Source organism: Microbacterium sp. AC035 (genome assembly GCF_979258485.1).
Genome location: NZ_OZ409858.1, coordinates 1,915,833 through 1,930,134, shown reverse-complemented (window position 1 = coordinate 1,930,134; position 14,302 = coordinate 1,915,833). Strand labels below are relative to the sequence as shown.

Here is a 14,302-nt window from a genome sequence, read left to right as displayed (position 1 = left end):
AGTCGCTGCCGCGTCAGCTGCTGCGACGGATCGCCCGCACTCCCACCACGAGTCCGACGGCGGCGACGGCGAGAGCCGAGACCCAGCCCCAGAGCACTGTCGGGTCGCCGAGGTCGCCGCCGAACAGCGCCCGTTCGGCCTGCACCACCCAGTTGACCGGGTTGACCGATGCGACCGCCCGCATCCAGGCGGGGCCGTCGTCGAGCGGCAGCAGCATGCCAGAGAGGATCAGCAGCGGGAAGATCAGCGATTGCTGGACTCCCCAGAACAGCCACTCGCGGTCCTTCGTGGCCAGCGCCAGCGAGTACGACAGCGATCCGAGTCCGACGCCGAAGACCGCGAGAAGCGCGAGCCCGATGAGCAGGCCCGGCACGTTGATCGCGAATCCGAACGGCCACGCGATCAGCACGATGATCAGTGCCTGCACCACGATGGGCGCGATCTCCTTGAGTGCGCGACCCACGAGCAGCGATGATCGGGCGAGCGGGGCGACCAGAGTGCGCTCGTGCGAGCCGGTCATCATCTCGTATTGCAGGTTCGAACCCGTCGCCCCGGTGCCGAACAGCACGATCATCACGAGCACGCCGGGCACGAACCAGGCGAGGGTCTCTCCGGCCGGTCGACCGGAACCGCCTATCAGGAGCGGCGCGAACAGGCCGAGGAACACGAGCGGCTGCAGCAGGCTGAAGATCAGAGTGAACGGGTCGCGCAGCACCGGCTTGAGCTCGCGGGTCAGCACGTTCCTGGTGTCGCGCACGAGGTTCGCGCGCACGAGGGTGTCGGTCGTGGTGGTCATGAGAGGACTCCTGTCTTGTCGTTCTCGGCCCCTGTCGCGGCGTCGGATTCGGGTGCATCGGCGCTGCCTTCGCCTGCTTCGCGCAGCGTGCGCCCGGTCAGGGCGAGGAAGACGTCGTCGAGGGTGGGCGGGACGCCGGTCGCTCGGCGCACGAGGATGCCGGCGGCATCCAGTTCGCGAACGATCACCGGCAGCAGCCGGTCGCCGTCCGGCACGGCCAGCGACAGCGAGTCGCCGTCGAGCGACACCGCCGCTGCGCTGAGACGAGCGACGACGGCGCGGGCATCAGCGGCATCGGCGTCGTTCGCGAACCCGAAGGTGAGCACGTCTCCGGCAAGCGTCGCCTTGAGCGCTGTCGCGTCGTCGTCGGCGATGATGCGGCCCTTGTCCATGACCATCACCCGCTCGGCATACCGGTCGGCCTCTTCGAGATAGTGCGTGGTCAGGAAGACGGTCGTGCCGTGCTGGGTGCGCAGGTCGAGGATGTGCTCCCACAGGTTGGCTCTGCTCTGCGGGTCGAGGCCGGTCGACGGCTCGTCCAAGAAGATCAGCGGCGGCGCGTGCATGAGGCCGAGCGCGATGTCGAGCCGGCGCTTCTGCCCTCCGCTGAGCTGCTGAACCGTGCGGGTCGCGAACGAGGAGAGATCGAGCGACTCGATCAGCTCATCGGCGCGACGGATGCTGTCGCGTCGGCTCATCCCGTAGAACGCGCCCTGGCTGAGCAGCTCATCGCGCACCCGCTGCGAGAAGCTGCCGCTTGTGAGCTGCCCGACGTAGCCGATGCGGGCGCGCACTCCTGCAGCATCCGTGCGGATGTCGTGGCCGACGACGCGGGCGGTCCCCGAGGTCGGCGGGATGAGGGTCGTCAGCATCCGCAGGCTCGTGGACTTGCCCGCGCCGTTCGGACCGAGGAACGCGACGAGCTCGCCGCGCACCGCAGTGAAGGAGAGGTCGGTGACCGCTTCGACCGACGTCTTCTTGACGGTGAAGACCTTGGTGAGGCCTTCGGTTTCGATGATGGATTCGTTCGACATGCTCAGAGAGTACGAACCAACCAGGACACATCCTGTCCGCAATCTCTGAGATTCTGGAGACATGTCCGACACCACCACCCGAGCCCTCTCTCTGCTCAACCTGCTGCAGACGCACCGGCACTGGCCCGGCACGGAACTCGCGAGCAGGCTCGGAGTCACCGAGCGCACGGTGCGCCGCGATGTCGATCGGCTGCGGGAGCTGGGGTACCGGGTGGAGTCGACGCCCGGCGCTGCGGGCGGATACCGTCTCGAGGCCGGAAGCGCCGTGCCCCCGCTGCTGCTCACGGATGACGAGGCGGTGACCATGGCGATCGGGCTTCGCGTCGCGGCGACGCAGCAGCTCGTCGGCGGAGCGGAGGTGACCCTGACGGCGCTCGCGAAGCTCGAGCAGGTGCTGCCGTCAGCGCTGCGTCAGCGGGTCAACGCGCTCGCCGCCGCCGTGCAGCCGCCGCGCATCGGTGATGCGCCGGTCGTCTCGCCTGTCGTGCTGGGGGAGATCGCTCTCGCGACCCGCGACCATGAACGTCTGCGGATGCGTTACGTAGACGGGGCCGGCGCCGAGAGCGTCCGTCGGGTCGAGCCGCACGCGCTCGCTCCCTCCGGCCGCAAGTGGTTCCTGCTGTGCTGGGACCTCGATCGTGATGACTGGCGCACGTTTCGCGTCGACCGGATCGTCTCGGTCGAGCACACCAGAGTGCTGTTCACCCGACGCGAGATCACCACTGAAGAGGTCGACGAGCGTGTGCTCATCGCCGCGTCGTGGTCGCCGCAGAAGATCGAGGCGGATGCCGTGATGCAGCTGCCGTTCCCCGAGATGCAGGACCTGTTCGGACCGTGGTCGGAGGGGGCGACGCCCGAGGGCGACGACCGCACGCGTTGGCCGTTCGGCGGCTCGGACTGGCGTGAGGCGATGTACGCGCTTCTGTGGATCCCCGAGGGGGTCGACTACACGACGAGCTTCCCCGAGCCGCATCGGGCGGAACTCAGGGAGTCGGTGGAGCGGCTGCTGCGGGCCCTCGATGCGCCTGCGCCCGAGCCGAGCGCCTAGGAGCGGGGGGCGGCGATCGACGGCGGGTCCGGGTCGTTCCACCGCTGGAACGTCTGCACCCACCAGAACGCCGCGAACAGGATCAGGGCGACAGCCTCGCCGATGAGAACGACCGGTGTCTCGCCGAAGACCTGGCGGAAGACGACTGCGGCGACCAGCAGCACGAGGTCGGCGATCAGCAGCCCCGTGATCCATCGATAGATCGACCGCTGGCGAGGAGAGGGCGGGGTCTCTCCGGGGTCGAGCGGGCCGCGCGAATAGAGGATCGGAACTGCCGCGAACACACCGAAGAAGATCAGGGTGACGACGAAGTGGATGCTGTTCACGGGCCAGAAGTTGAAGGGGAAGTGCTCGTTGAGCGTCGGCGCGAACGCGAGGGCCGTGACCACTGCGGCCGTGACGAGCGCGATCGCCGACACCAGCACGGCTGCCCGGTTGGGGGTGCGCGTGCGGCGGCGGATCACCGCCGTCGTGATCACCACGGCCACCACCACCACGGCGTAGACCGCGATCCCGGCCTTGGCGCTGCCGACGTATCCCGCGGGGATGCAGTCCGTGGCGACCGGGCAGGGAATGTGACCGACCGCACGAGTGTCGGCCAGCCCGGTCGGAACGATCGCGATGAGCGGCGCGAAGACGGCGCACACGTCGAGCAGAGTCGTCGCGCGACTGCGCCCGGAGAGCGCGAGCAGGACGACGGATACCGCGAGCAGCGCGCCGACGAAGACGTCGCGGGCCGGAGTGTAGATCGCGTGGCTGATCGAGTGCAGCGGATTCCACCCGAACATCAGTGGCTCCCACATCACGACGACGCTCTGCAGTGCGACCCCGACGAGCAGCGCGAACACGATCAGCACCAGCGAGAGGCGGAGGTGGCGATGGGTCTTCTGCGGGGTCGTCGCGGGGCTGTCAACGGCTGCCATGTTCGCGACGCTACACCGCTCGTCGGACGCCGGCGTGTGACGCGGCGTGACGGTTCATGTCATGCGCGGACTCACTCTGTCAATCCCCGCAACGATCCTCGCCTTCCCGGTCACGGCCGGGTAGCGTCATTCCCATCGCGGCGATCCGGGCGGTCCCGGGCCTCAGCTCATACCTGAAGGCGTTGCGGGTTCGACTCCCGCCGTCGCGTCCACTCTGTCTGGGTGCTGACTGCCCAGTCAGCGCCCTGGGCGGCGACCGCGACGCAGACGCTCGACAGTGTCCCGTGACAACACGGCGGCAGCATTCGATGCCGCACGAGCCTGATCGAGGGCATCTGAGACGGCGGTCGGATCGTCGTCGAAACACGAACGCCCGCCCGCTCACCACACCGCTGCTCGGCGATCGCCGAGGCCGGTTCCTCTGGGATGTCCCCGTGGTCGTGTCACCGCAGATCGAGACTGAAGTCACATCGATCACAGTGGCGTTCAGCAACGGCGTCAGCGCGACCATCTTCCCTGTAACGATCGAAGCGTTCGCAGAGGAACTGCAGGCCGACAGCCCCACCATCGTTTGACAGTTCTCCTGCAGATGATTCCTTCAGTCCCCTAGCAGGAACGCGGAGGACTGTGGTGAGCGTCCGCACCGAGGCCCCGTGCATTGTGAGAGGTGCACGCGGCCTCGACCATGCCCCAAGGGTAGGGACGCTTCGATCTCAGAAGGATCGAACCCGGTCTACCTCCCGCGTAGCGGGCTTCTTCTCTCCCCGCGTTGGGAGCGCATTTCTACCAGGGGTGTAGCACCGTCAGGTAACACCTGCGGGGTTGTGAAAGGGGTATCCTGGCGCGGATGTCAGCGGTATCGCAGAGGTATCGGTGTCACCTCTCGTCAGCCGTAGTACTCCCTGAGGTTCGCGGAGCGTGCGTGCCGCTTCCAGCCGTTCTGCGCGGCATGGGGGCTGGCCCCGGCGCCTGTCCGACCACGGGTGCACCTCCAGGCGGCACGGTGGCGTCCGTGGCGGTCCTCGCTGGCGTCGATCTCGATGAGCTGATGCATGAGCACATCATCCGGGTAGCCTCCGACACGCTCGTTAGAAGGGACTGCGGGGGCTGATGTGTGGTGTTCCTACAACAGAAGCTCTGACTAAGTATGGGAATTCATGAGTATCCCAAACCGGCTTTGCTGGGCGCCTGGATCCGGGTAACGTAACCTGCGACAGCGCCCCTCCAAGGCTAGAACTCGATTGAGTTTCCTGAAATCGGAGGGGCCTTCTCTTTGTGCCAGAGTTCCTCTATGAAGGATCACAGGTCAACGGTCGATCTTGTTGCTTTGCTCGCAGACGAGCGAGGGCTTCTGATCGAGGATCGCGCGCTCGCGGTCAACACTCTGGAGACGCTGAACTACTACCGCTTCACCGGCTACTCGAGACACTTCCAGGATCTTCCTGCGGCCGGGAAGAACGACTATCACGCAGGTGCAAGCTTCAACCGGATTGTCAGCCTCGTCGAGCGAGATGACGAACTGCGTCTGCGTCTGATGATTCCGCTCTCGTCGGTGGAACAGGCAGTTCGTACTAGGTTCGCTCACCTCGCTGGGGGCGAGTTCGGATGTGAGGCGTTCTACCTCGAGCCTGCGAAGCACATCGCGGATTCACCGGATGCGCTCAACCGAATTCGTCGGGTGAAGGACGATCTGCAACAATCCCAGCACCCGACGATTGCGCACTACCGACACGGCGATGATGTCTCGGGTGTTCCGATCTGGGTCGCCGTAGAGGTGCTGAGCTTCGGGAAGATCGCGTGGCTTGTGGAGTCCTTGGACTCTCAGACGATGCGGAGCGAGCTCGCGGACTTCTTCAGTTTCACGAGAAGCACGTTCCCTCGCACCCTGCAGTCGCTGTCCGCGCTGCGAAACGTGTGCGCTCATCACGGGCAAGTGTGGAATCGAATGCTCACTGCGCAGTGCCCGCTCCCACTCAACAAGCGGGAGCGTCCGCGAGACCTCAGATATCACCCACAGGGGATCTATCCCGCGATCATGGCGCTCTCCAAGCTGACCAAGAGTCCGCACGCGCAAACTCATTTGGGGGCCGTGGACCGGATCCTGCGCCGAGGCGACGACTACGCGCGAGGCGTTCTCAACCCAGCAGGCGTGAGGTAGTCCCGTCTGGAATTCGGCCGGAGTGGTCAGGCGATTGACGAAATCGGATCTGAGATCGCACCCTGCTGGAACTCGGCCGGGGTCTTTCCCGCCCAGAACCCAGCTGTCGGGCGTGCCGCTATCGCGAACGCTTGGCACCTCGCAAGCATCGGGCAGTGTGCGCAGATGTCGCCCATGATCGCGACCGTCTCGGCATCGACAAAAGTGTCCGTGTTCTCCGAATTCTTCAACGAAGAGTCACGGCTTCGGGGGTATCGGAACCGTTCGGGTAGCTCGGGAGCATCTTCGCCCCGTTCGATCGCTTTCCTGCGTAGTTCGTAGAAGCGAACAGGTGAGGCTCGCAGTTTCTCCCGCCACCACGCGAGCAGCCCGTGCGGTTCGACGACGTGGAACGATCATCGTCGCTTAGGGCTGTGTCCGTGGAGTCGATGCGCGAAGCCATGACTCCCACCGAGAAGCCGTCCGCGCCATGAGCCGCCGCGAGGCGGGGAAGTTCAGCGACGATCGCCGCGCACTCGGACTCGTTGGGGGAGCTTCTCGTCGGCCAGCAGGCGTCCGCGCTCCGTGGCGAATGGATCCGTCGCCGTGACGACAGCATCCATCAGGCCAAGCACGCGCATGACGCGCAGCGTTATCTCCAGTGTCGTGCCCTCGCCGTTCTCGAGCTTGCTGATCGTCGGCGGAGTCGTCCCGGCGCGTTCGGCAACCATCTTCGCTGTGAGGCCGAGCAGCTTGCGTTGATTCGCAAGGTTCTGCCCGATCACGCGCATCGATCGCTTGACGGGGGTGGGCGTCAGAGACATGGTTGCGATATTAGAGCAAGCTTGCTTTATCTAAAAGGCTTTTGGATAACTCAGTGTTTATCGTATATCGCCGACCGGTCTCGGTTGCTCCGTCACGCTCTCGGCCTGGGCGACCCAGAAGCTCCGGTAGAGACCCTCCGTCGCGAGCAGTTCATCGTGTGTACCGCGCTGTGCCGCACGCCCGTCTTCGAAGACGACGATCTGTTCGGCGGTCGAGACGGGTTCAAGGCGATGCGCGATCAACACGGTCGTGCGGCCCTGACGCAGCACTCGGATCGCCGCTTCGACCGCATCGCGGTGGTGCAGTCCGACATCCGCTGTCGCCTCGTCGAGGATCACGACGGCGGGGGCGGCAAGCAACGCACGGGCGATGGCGAGCTGCTGGATCCGACCCTCATCGAGAGCGGTGGATCGCTCTGTATATGCCGTCGCAGTCACCGCCCACTCCGCTCCGACCGAGACGAGCGCAGCGGCGATCTCGTCGTCGCTCGCGTCGGGCGCGACGAGACGCAGGTTGTCGGCGATCGTTCCGCGGAACTGATGCAGCTCCTGCGACACGTAGTAGGGAGTCACGGCCGCGGGGCCGAAGCGCACGCTGCCGGATGCCGGCGGGTGGTGTCCGGCGATGACCCGGGCGAGTGTGCTCTTGCCCGAACCCGACGCTCCGACGAGTGCCGTCGTCGTGCCCGGTTCGACCTTCAGCGTGATGTCGTCGATGCCTCGTCCGGTCGTCGGATACCGGTAGCCGACGTCCTGCAGCTCGATTCCGATCGGCGCATGGCCGCCGACAGGGCGAGTGACGCCCGCCGCCGCGGTGTCCTTCTCGAGCGCGGCCTTCGTCGGAGCGAGGTCGATCACGCCCACGAGCCGCGCGAGTCCGATCGCCGCACGCTGGATGTCGTCGAGACCGAAGATCAGCTGACCGACGGGATCGAAGAGCCGGTGGAAGACGAGCGCGGCCGTCGTCACCATCCCGACCGTGATCGCACCGTTCGCGTGCAGCAGGAACCCGGCAGCGAGGATCGCACCCAGGCCCACGAGCTCGCCCCCGTTGATCCAGCGGAAGAGTCTGTTGCGCACCCGGACGCCCTCGATCTGCATCCTGATCGAGTCCTCCGCCCGCGCCTCGACACGGGCGAGAGCATGAGGCTGTTCGTTGAGCGCGGTGAGCGTCTCGATGCCCTCGACGGCCTCGAGCACGGCCTGGCTTCGGGCGGCCTCACGCACTCGGACCTCGCGGAACACCACACGCGAGCGCCGCAGGAACGCGCGCGTGCCCAGCAGGTAGAACGGCACGCTCGCGACCCCTGCGAGTGCGAGCCAGGGGTCGAGCGCCGTCAGCGCCACCAGCGACACCCCGATCGCGAAGCCCGCCGAGAGCAGCATCGGCACGACGTTGCCCCCGGCCTCGGCCACCGCGTCGACGTCGCCGGTCACCCGGGAGAGCAGATCGGACGTCTCGCCGTCGTCGACCGTGCTCACGGGCAGGCGCATCGCCGAGGCGAACACGTCTTCGCGGAGCTCGGCCAGCATGTCCTGAACCAGCCCCGAGAGCACCCGTGCGGCCCACAGCATCACCAGCGCCGCACCGATGGCGCCGACGCCGGCGCCGCCGATCCAGCCTGCGATCACGGCGAGACCCGCATCGGTCGATACGGCGTCGACGATGCGACCGAGGCATGCGGGGAGTGCGATCCCCAGAGCGGATGCGATGAGGAACAGCGCAGCCGTGCCCACCGCCCGTCCGCGGTGGCGCCGCAGCAGCATCCCGATGACGATCCGCACGCGAGCGCCGGTCGCGATCGGCAGGAGGGGACTCGTGGTGTCAGTCATCGCGGGCATCCGATCTGTCGGCCGAGAGGTCCACGACCCGATCGCAGGCGGAGAGCAGCGCCGGAGAGGTGCTGATCACGATCGTCGTACGGTCGAGCCTGCGGAGAGCGTGGGCGATCTGCGCCTCGGTGATGGCGTCGACGGCCGAAGTGGGTTCGTCGAGCACGAGCACCTCGGCGTCGGTGTGCAGCGCGCGTGCGAGTCCGATGCGCTGCCGCTGACCGCCCGAGAGGCGTCTGCCGGCCTCGCCGACCTGGGCGTCCCAGCCGCCGACCTCGGTGACGGTGTCGTGCAGTGCGGCGGCCGTGATCAGCTCTGCTCGCGGACCACCGGCGGCGCCGTGACCGCGCACGGCCTCGCGCATGGTGCCGCTCACGATCGTGTGGCGGTGGGGCAGGGCGACGACGCGTCGGCGGTAGTCAGCAGCATCCAGATCGCTCAGGTCCTGCAGAGCGCCCTCTTCGGCGATCTTGATCCGGCCACGATCGGGCGGCGTCCGCATGCCCAGGAGACGTGAGAGCGCGCGGGCCTCGTCGCTGTCTGACGGACGGATGCCGAGCAGTTCACCGCGGCGCACTTCGATGTGCGCCGTGCCCTCGGGGCCGGGACGGAACGTGAGAACGACGCCCTCGGGAGCTCGGTGGGTGCGGTCGAGCGGCGCGGTCGTGCCGGGGGCGTCGAGCAGGTCGTCGGTGTCGATCATCTCTGCAAGCCGCTTGGCTGAGGCGAGCTTGTGGATCCAGTTCGAGGGGAACGACCCGGCGTACGCGAGTGATCCGCTGAGGAACTGTGCGAGGCCGAGCACGGTCACGAGATCGCCGATGCTGATCTGACCCTCGGCGGCGAACCACGCCGACAGGCCGGCGAGCGCCGTCGTCGCGAGCGCGGCGAGCACCGAGCTCACCGCCTCGTACCCGGCGAGCGATCGCCCGGCGGTCGTCGCCGCGATGCGGCTCGCATCGCTCGCCGCGACGTAGCGCCGCACCGCCTCTTCGCGCGCGCCGATGCCGACGAGCACCCGGAATCCCGACATGAAGTCGGCGGCGACGGCGCCCGCCTCCGTCGCGGCGTGCTGCTCCGCGGCGCCTCGGCGTTCGAGCGGTCGCGAGACGATCCGCATCGTGACCATCATGGCGACGGTCGAGGCGAACACGACGAGCGTCGCGATCGGCGAGATCACGAGCATGGCGAACGCTGCACCCGCGATCGCCGCGATCGTGGCGCACTGCTGGGCGATCGACCATGCGACGCCCGCGACGCGATAGGTGTCGGAGGTCACGAAGGTCAGCGCTTCGCCGGGGGTCATCGCCCGACGAGAGAGGCGAGGGCGCAGCATCCGCGACAGGGCGAGGTGCCGCAGTGCCTGCTCGCCGTAGCCGTACACGCCGACCATCAGTCGGGAGGCACCCTGGTAGCTCGCGCTCAGCACGAGGAAGATGCCCACGAGCACACCGAGCCACAACGCGAGTGCCGCCGGGTCCGACGGCAGCACCGCGCGGTCGATCGTGGCGCCGATGATCACCGGGATCGCCGCCTCGGTGAGCGAATGCACGATGAGCAGCGTCGTCGCCGCGGTCAGGGTGAACCCCCGACCCTGCGAGGCGAGCGCGATCGCGAAGAGCCGGCGGGGCGTGGTCGTCATCGCGTCCGCCTGCCGAGCGGCAGCACCAGCGGCGTTCCCGAGACCGGGTCGGTGATCACCCTGCAGGGCAGGTCGTACACGGCCTCGACGAGCTCGGCCGTGATGATCTCGCGCGGGTCGCCCTGCGCCACGATCTCCCCGTCTCGCATCGCCACGAGATGGGTCGCATAGCGCGCGGCATGATTGAGGTCGTGCAGCACCGCGACCAGGGTCGTGCCGCTGCGGTGCAGGTCGGCGAACAGCTCCATGAGGTCGATCTGGTGGGCGATGTCGAGGAACGTCGTCGGCTCGTCGAGCAGCAGGTGCTGGGTCTGCTGGGCGAGAGCCATCGCGACCCAGACCCGCTGGCGCTGACCACCGGAGAGCTCGTCGACGAGGCGCCGAGACAGGTCGGTGACACCGGTGGCGGCCATCGCCTCGGACACTGCTCGCTCGTCGGCGCTGCTCCAGGTGCGCATCGCGCTCTGATGCGGAAAGCGGCCGCGGCCCACGAGGTCGGCGACCGTGATGCCGTCGGGCGCGATCGAGGACTGCGGGAGCAGCCCGAGCTTCTTCGCGGCATCCTTCGGTTTCAGGGAGCGCAGCTCGGCGCCGTCGAGCAGCACGGTGCCGGTGCTCGGGCGCAGCAGACGGGCGAAGCCGCGCAGCAGAGTCGACTTGCCGCACGCATTGGGCCCGATGATGATCGTGAACGAGTCATCCGGAACCTCCAACGACAGCCCCGAGACGATCGGGGTGTCTCCGTAGCTCAACGTGATGTCGCGGGCCAATAGCGAGGTGGTCATCGGTGTTCCTTTCAGGCGCGGCGCGCGTACTGGGCGGCGAGCAGCCAGGCGAGATAGATTCCGCCGACAGAGACGGTCACGACTCCCACAGGCACGGCGACGAGCTGAGCGACAGTGTCCGACACGACGACGAGCGCTGCACCCGTGAGCATCACGGGCACGGTGCCCATCGGCGTGTTCGATCGGGTGAGCCGCTGCGAGATCTGCGGGGCGGCGAGGGCGATGAACGAGATCGGACCGGCGGCGGCGGTGACGAGGGCGACCAGCGCCACCCCGAACACCATCGCGGTGATCCTCGTGCGTCCGGGGCTGACGCCGAGCGCGGTCGCCGCGTCATCCCCCATCTCGAGCACCGGCAGGGTGCGGTTCAGGGGCAGCGAGGCGAGGGTCACGACTGCGAAGACAATCGCGGCGGGAATCAGCTGGTCGAACCCGAGGGAGGCGAGTGAGCCCGCACCCCAGGTCGCCGCCATCATCGCCTTCTCGACGCTGACCGAGATCAGGATCCACGAGGTGAGCGAACCGAGTCCTGCCGAGACGCCGATGCCCACGATGATCAGTCGGAACGACGACAGCGTGTTCTTGTGTGCGAGCACGTACACGAGCAGGGCGGTGAACAGGCCGCCGATGAGAGCGCCGACCGCTTTGAACATGTAGGTGTTCAGCTCGAGCACGACCATCATCAGGGTCACGCCGAACTGGGCGCCGACGCCGAAGCCGATGATGTCGGGGGAGCCGAGCGGGTTGCGGGTGAGGGACTGGAAGATGCCGCCGGCGAGAGCGAGCGCCGCCCCGCACAGCACAGCGAACAGCACCCGCGGCAGCCGCCATTCGAAGACCACCTGGCGGATGTCGGGATCGGATGCCGGGTCGAAGATCGCGCGGAGGACCGAGGGGAAGTCGACCTCGTAGGCGCCGATCGTCATCGAGGCGAGACCGGCGGCGATGATGACGATGACGAGCACCGCGCTGACCACGACCGAGCGCACCGGGAGGAGTGCGGCGATGCGGGCGGTCTCGATGCGGAACAGGCGTCGACCATGGTCGACGGGAATGAAGTCGGGCGCCTGCTGGTCGTGAGAGGGCCGCTGGCGCTGGTCGATGGTCACAGTCCGCTCACCCGCTTGCGACGAACGAGGATGATCAGGATCGGTGCCCCGAGGAGCGCTGTGACGATGCCGACACGCAGTTCGCCGCTGGGCAGCACGATGCGGCCGAGGATGTCGGCGGCCAGCAGGAAGGCGGGGCCGATGATCATCGAGTACGTGAGGACCCAGCGCTGATCGGGCCCGGTGAACCAGCGCACGACGTGCGGGATCATGAGGCCGACGAAGGCGATGGGGCCGGCGGCGGCGACGCTCGTGCCGGCGAGGACGGTGACCGCGATGATGACGAGCACACGCGTGACGCGCACGCGTGCGCCGAGGGACTGCGCCAGGTCGTCGCCCAGGGCCAGGGCGTTCAGCGAGCGAGCGCACAGCAGTCCGATGATGAGGCCGATCGCGATGAGTGGTGCGGCCCAGGTGAGCTGGTCGAGGGTGCGCCCGCCGATGGATCCGACTCCCCAGAAGCGCATGACCTGCAGGGTGCCGAGGTCGCGCAGCACGATGGCCGTCGTGAACCCGGTGAACGCGGCGCCGAGCGCGACCCCCGCGAGAGTGAGCTTCATCGGTGTGGCGCCCGCGCGTCCGAACGAACCCAGTGCGTAGACGAGCATCGTCAGCACGAACGCGCCGAGCAGAGCGAAGGGAACGTAGGCGCCGGGGGCGGTGAGACCGAGGATGCCGACGGCGAAGGTGACGGCGAACGACGCGCCCGCGTTCACTCCGAGGATGCCGGGGTCGGCCAGGGGGTTGCGGGTGAAGGCCTGGATCAGACCGCCGCAGACGGCGAGAGCGGCGCCGACGACGATGCCGAGCAGGGTGCGGGGCACGCGCAGCTCCATGACCATCAGGTGCAGCGGGTTGTCGTCGTCGTAGGCGAAGAGGGCGTGCAGAACCGTCACCGGGTCGATCGCACGGTTGCCGATCGCGAGCGAGGCGATGGTGGCGGCGGCCAGCACGAGCGTCGCCGCGACCAGACCCGCCACCAGCGCCCCGTTGCGACGCGGGGAGTCGTCTGCCCGACTCCCCGCGTCTGTGTTCGAGACGTCCGTGCCGTCTTCCGTCGCCAGGGACATCTCTCGGATCACTCGCCTGCGATCGTCGGCTCGCCCTGAAGCGCGGCTGCGAGGTCGTCGACGTACTTCGGCAGGATGTACTTCAGCGAGAGCACGGTCGGTGCGCTGATCGCGGATGCTTCGGCGTCGTCGGCGTAGATCACGTAGGAGCCCGCCTCGATCGGCTCCCAGCGGGAGACGACCTTGTTCTCGACGGTGTACTCGCCCTCGTCGACGCTGCCGCCCCACGCGGCGAACAGGTCGGCCTGCACGTCGTAGAGCTTCTCGAGGCTGACGCCGGTGTACCAGTTGTCGCCCTCGGCGCTGGCGAGGAAGCTGTCCATGGCCGAGGTCGAGGTGAAGCCGAGAGCCTCGGTGATGCGCACGCGCGGGTCGTACTCGAGGTAGACGCCGAGGTCGGTTCCGCCCTCGTTCAGGGTCAGGCCCCACACGAATGTCTTGTCGTCGAACTCGGGGTGCTCGTCGGCGAGCGTGGTGATCATGTCCTCGGTCTCGGAGATCAGCTCCTCAGCCTTCTCGTCCTCCGACATGGCCTTGCCGATCGTGCGGGTCATGTCCTCCCACGTGCTCGGGTCCCAGGCGCGCTCGATGTAGGGCACGGTGGGGGCGATCTCTGTCAGGCGCTCGTACTCGACGTCGGTCACGCCCGAGTAGAGGCTCAGGATCAGGTCGGGCTTGAGGGCCTTGATCGCCTCGTAGTTGGGGCCGTCCTCCGTGAAGGGGATGATCTCGGGCGTCTCGCCGTACTCCTCGGTGACGAAGTCCTCGAACCAGGGCTGGTAGCCGCTCTCGTCCGCTCCCCAGACCTCTTCCATGCCGATCGGGTTGGTGCCGAGGGCGGCGACGATGTCGGGGGTCATCCAGCCGAGGGTGACGATGCGCTGTGGCTTCTCGGGGATGACGGTCTCGCCGTGGGCGTGCTCGATGACCACGCCGTCGGCCGATACGGCGGCGGTCTCGTCGGTGTCGGCTGAGGCCGAGCACCCCGCGAGGGCGAGCGTGGCGGCGATGGCGGCTGCGACGAGGGCGGCACCTCGGCGGGTCTTCGGGCGCGCAGAAGCGTGCGTCATGATTCTCCTTCAGAGAAAGGGGGAGGGGTAT

The 14,302-nt window shown here is 67.7% G+C and carries 15 protein-coding genes and 1 tRNA gene; 4 read left to right on the top strand and 12 right to left on the bottom strand.

All coding sequences use genetic code 11. From position 1 onward, the window contains the following. Window positions 1-13: 13 nt before the first annotated feature. Window positions 14-796 carry an ABC transporter permease gene (locus ACZ0AA_RS09415; RefSeq protein ID WP_400866269.1) on the bottom strand — a complete coding sequence of 261 codons (783 nt, stop codon included), beginning with the start codon at window positions 794-796 and terminating at the stop codon, window positions 14-16. Beyond that, window positions 793-1,830, bottom strand: a complete 1,038-nt coding sequence (locus tag ACZ0AA_RS09410) for an ABC transporter ATP-binding protein (RefSeq protein ID WP_463512752.1) — start codon at window positions 1,828-1,830, stop codon at window positions 793-795. The genes ACZ0AA_RS09415 and ACZ0AA_RS09410 overlap by 4 nt, the downstream gene beginning before the upstream one ends. 61 nt (window positions 1,831-1,891) lie before the next feature. Here ACZ0AA_RS09410 and ACZ0AA_RS09405 point away from each other — a divergent pair, with 61 nt between their 5' ends. Further along, window positions 1,892-2,878 carry a helix-turn-helix transcriptional regulator gene (locus ACZ0AA_RS09405; RefSeq protein ID WP_463512751.1) on the top strand — a complete coding sequence of 329 codons (987 nt, stop codon included), beginning with the start codon at window positions 1,892-1,894 and terminating at the stop codon, window positions 2,876-2,878. Here ACZ0AA_RS09405 and ACZ0AA_RS09400 read toward each other — a convergent pair. Further along, the gene (locus ACZ0AA_RS09400; RefSeq protein WP_463512750.1) at window positions 2,875-3,801 is read right to left on the bottom strand and encodes a hypothetical protein; all 927 of its coding nucleotides are present in this window, start codon (window positions 3,799-3,801) and stop codon (window positions 2,875-2,877) included. The genes ACZ0AA_RS09405 and ACZ0AA_RS09400 overlap by 4 nt on opposite strands. A 136-nt stretch (window positions 3,802-3,937) precedes the next feature. Between ACZ0AA_RS09400 and ACZ0AA_RS09395 the strand changes: the two genes are divergently transcribed. Continuing rightward, a tRNA-Met gene (locus ACZ0AA_RS09395) sits at window positions 3,938-4,013 on the top strand. 222 nt (window positions 4,014-4,235) lie between these two features. Further along, complete coding sequence (locus ACZ0AA_RS09390) at window positions 4,236-4,376, top strand: hypothetical protein (protein WP_463512749.1); 141 nt, start codon at window positions 4,236-4,238, stop codon at window positions 4,374-4,376. A gap of 311 nt (window positions 4,377-4,687) precedes the next feature. Here the strand turns inward: ACZ0AA_RS09390 and ACZ0AA_RS09385 are convergent, their stop codons facing one another. Continuing rightward, on the bottom strand, window positions 4,688-4,855 hold the full coding sequence (locus ACZ0AA_RS09385; RefSeq protein WP_463512748.1) for a hypothetical protein: 168 nt from the start codon (window positions 4,853-4,855) through the stop codon (window positions 4,688-4,690). A gap of 237 nt (window positions 4,856-5,092) precedes the next feature. Between ACZ0AA_RS09385 and ACZ0AA_RS09380 the strand changes: the two genes are divergently transcribed. Continuing rightward, window positions 5,093-5,959: an Abi family protein gene (locus tag ACZ0AA_RS09380; protein WP_463512747.1), complete on the top strand. Its 867-nt coding sequence runs from the start codon at window positions 5,093-5,095 to the stop codon at window positions 5,957-5,959. A gap of 26 nt (window positions 5,960-5,985) precedes the next feature. Here ACZ0AA_RS09380 and ACZ0AA_RS09375 read toward each other — a convergent pair whose 3' ends face one another. From ACZ0AA_RS09375 to ACZ0AA_RS09340, 8 genes are all read right to left on the bottom strand, one after another. Then, the gene (locus ACZ0AA_RS09375; protein WP_463512746.1) at window positions 5,986-6,189 is read right to left on the bottom strand and encodes a WhiB family transcriptional regulator; all 204 of its coding nucleotides are present in this window, start codon (window positions 6,187-6,189) and stop codon (window positions 5,986-5,988) included. Window positions 6,190-6,453: 264 nt separating this feature from the next. Continuing rightward, the gene (locus tag ACZ0AA_RS09370; protein ID WP_463512745.1) at window positions 6,454-6,762 is read right to left on the bottom strand and encodes a helix-turn-helix domain-containing protein; all 309 of its coding nucleotides are present in this window, start codon (window positions 6,760-6,762) and stop codon (window positions 6,454-6,456) included. A 57-nt stretch (window positions 6,763-6,819) separates the two neighbouring features. Then, entirely contained in the window at window positions 6,820-8,595 is a 1,776-nt protein-coding gene (locus ACZ0AA_RS09365; protein ID WP_463512744.1) for an ABC transporter ATP-binding protein, read from the bottom strand. Then, window positions 8,588-10,237 carry an ABC transporter transmembrane domain-containing protein gene (locus ACZ0AA_RS09360; RefSeq protein ID WP_463512743.1) on the bottom strand — a complete coding sequence of 550 codons (1,650 nt, stop codon included), beginning with the start codon at window positions 10,235-10,237 and terminating at the stop codon, window positions 8,588-8,590. The genes ACZ0AA_RS09365 and ACZ0AA_RS09360 overlap by 8 nt, the downstream gene beginning before the upstream one ends. Further along, window positions 10,234-11,022, bottom strand: a complete 789-nt coding sequence (locus ACZ0AA_RS09355; RefSeq protein ID WP_463512742.1) for an ABC transporter ATP-binding protein — start codon at window positions 11,020-11,022, stop codon at window positions 10,234-10,236. Before ACZ0AA_RS09355 ends, ACZ0AA_RS09360 begins: the two co-directional genes overlap by 4 nt. 11 nt (window positions 11,023-11,033) lie before the next feature. After that, window positions 11,034-12,131, bottom strand: coding sequence for a FecCD family ABC transporter permease (locus tag ACZ0AA_RS09350; RefSeq protein WP_463512741.1), 1,098 nt, complete (start codon window positions 12,129-12,131; stop codon window positions 11,034-11,036). Then, window positions 12,128-13,201: a FecCD family ABC transporter permease gene (locus tag ACZ0AA_RS09345; protein WP_463512740.1), complete on the bottom strand. Its 1,074-nt coding sequence runs from the start codon at window positions 13,199-13,201 to the stop codon at window positions 12,128-12,130. The genes ACZ0AA_RS09350 and ACZ0AA_RS09345 overlap by 4 nt, the downstream gene beginning before the upstream one ends. Window positions 13,202-13,209: 8 nt before the next feature. Next, entirely contained in the window at window positions 13,210-14,271 is a 1,062-nt protein-coding gene (locus ACZ0AA_RS09340; protein ID WP_463512739.1) for an ABC transporter substrate-binding protein, read from the bottom strand. Window positions 14,272-14,302 lie beyond the last annotated feature (31 nt).

What these genes read in the sequence shown, in the direction of transcription:
- ACZ0AA_RS09415 (WP_400866269.1), bottom strand. Translation starts at nt 796, where the DNA reads ATGACCACCACGACCGACACCCTCGTGCGCGCGAACCTCGTGCGCGAC.
- ACZ0AA_RS09410 (WP_463512752.1), bottom strand. Translation starts at nt 1,830, where the DNA reads ATGTCGAACGAATCCATCATCGAAACCGAAGGCCTCACCAAGGTCTTC.
- ACZ0AA_RS09405 (WP_463512751.1), top strand. Translation starts at nt 1,892, where the DNA reads ATGTCCGACACCACCACCCGAGCCCTCTCTCTGCTCAACCTGCTGCAG.
- ACZ0AA_RS09400 (WP_463512750.1), bottom strand. Translation starts at nt 3,801, where the DNA reads ATGGCAGCCGTTGACAGCCCCGCGACGACCCCGCAGAAGACCCATCGC.
- ACZ0AA_RS09385 (WP_463512748.1), bottom strand. Translation starts at nt 4,855, where the DNA reads ATGCATCAGCTCATCGAGATCGACGCCAGCGAGGACCGCCACGGACGC.
- ACZ0AA_RS09380 (WP_463512747.1), top strand. Translation starts at nt 5,093, where the DNA reads ATGAAGGATCACAGGTCAACGGTCGATCTTGTTGCTTTGCTCGCAGAC.
- ACZ0AA_RS09370 (WP_463512745.1), bottom strand. Translation starts at nt 6,762, where the DNA reads ATGTCTCTGACGCCCACCCCCGTCAAGCGATCGATGCGCGTGATCGGG.
- ACZ0AA_RS09365 (WP_463512744.1), bottom strand. Translation starts at nt 8,595, where the DNA reads ATGACTGACACCACGAGTCCCCTCCTGCCGATCGCGACCGGCGCTCGC.
- ACZ0AA_RS09360 (WP_463512743.1), bottom strand. Translation starts at nt 10,237, where the DNA reads ATGACGACCACGCCCCGCCGGCTCTTCGCGATCGCGCTCGCCTCGCAG.
- ACZ0AA_RS09355 (WP_463512742.1), bottom strand. Translation starts at nt 11,022, where the DNA reads ATGACCACCTCGCTATTGGCCCGCGACATCACGTTGAGCTACGGAGAC.
- ACZ0AA_RS09345 (WP_463512740.1), bottom strand. Translation starts at nt 13,201, where the DNA reads ATGTCCCTGGCGACGGAAGACGGCACGGACGTCTCGAACACAGACGCG.
- ACZ0AA_RS09340 (WP_463512739.1), bottom strand. Translation starts at nt 14,271, where the DNA reads ATGACGCACGCTTCTGCGCGCCCGAAGACCCGCCGAGGTGCCGCCCTC.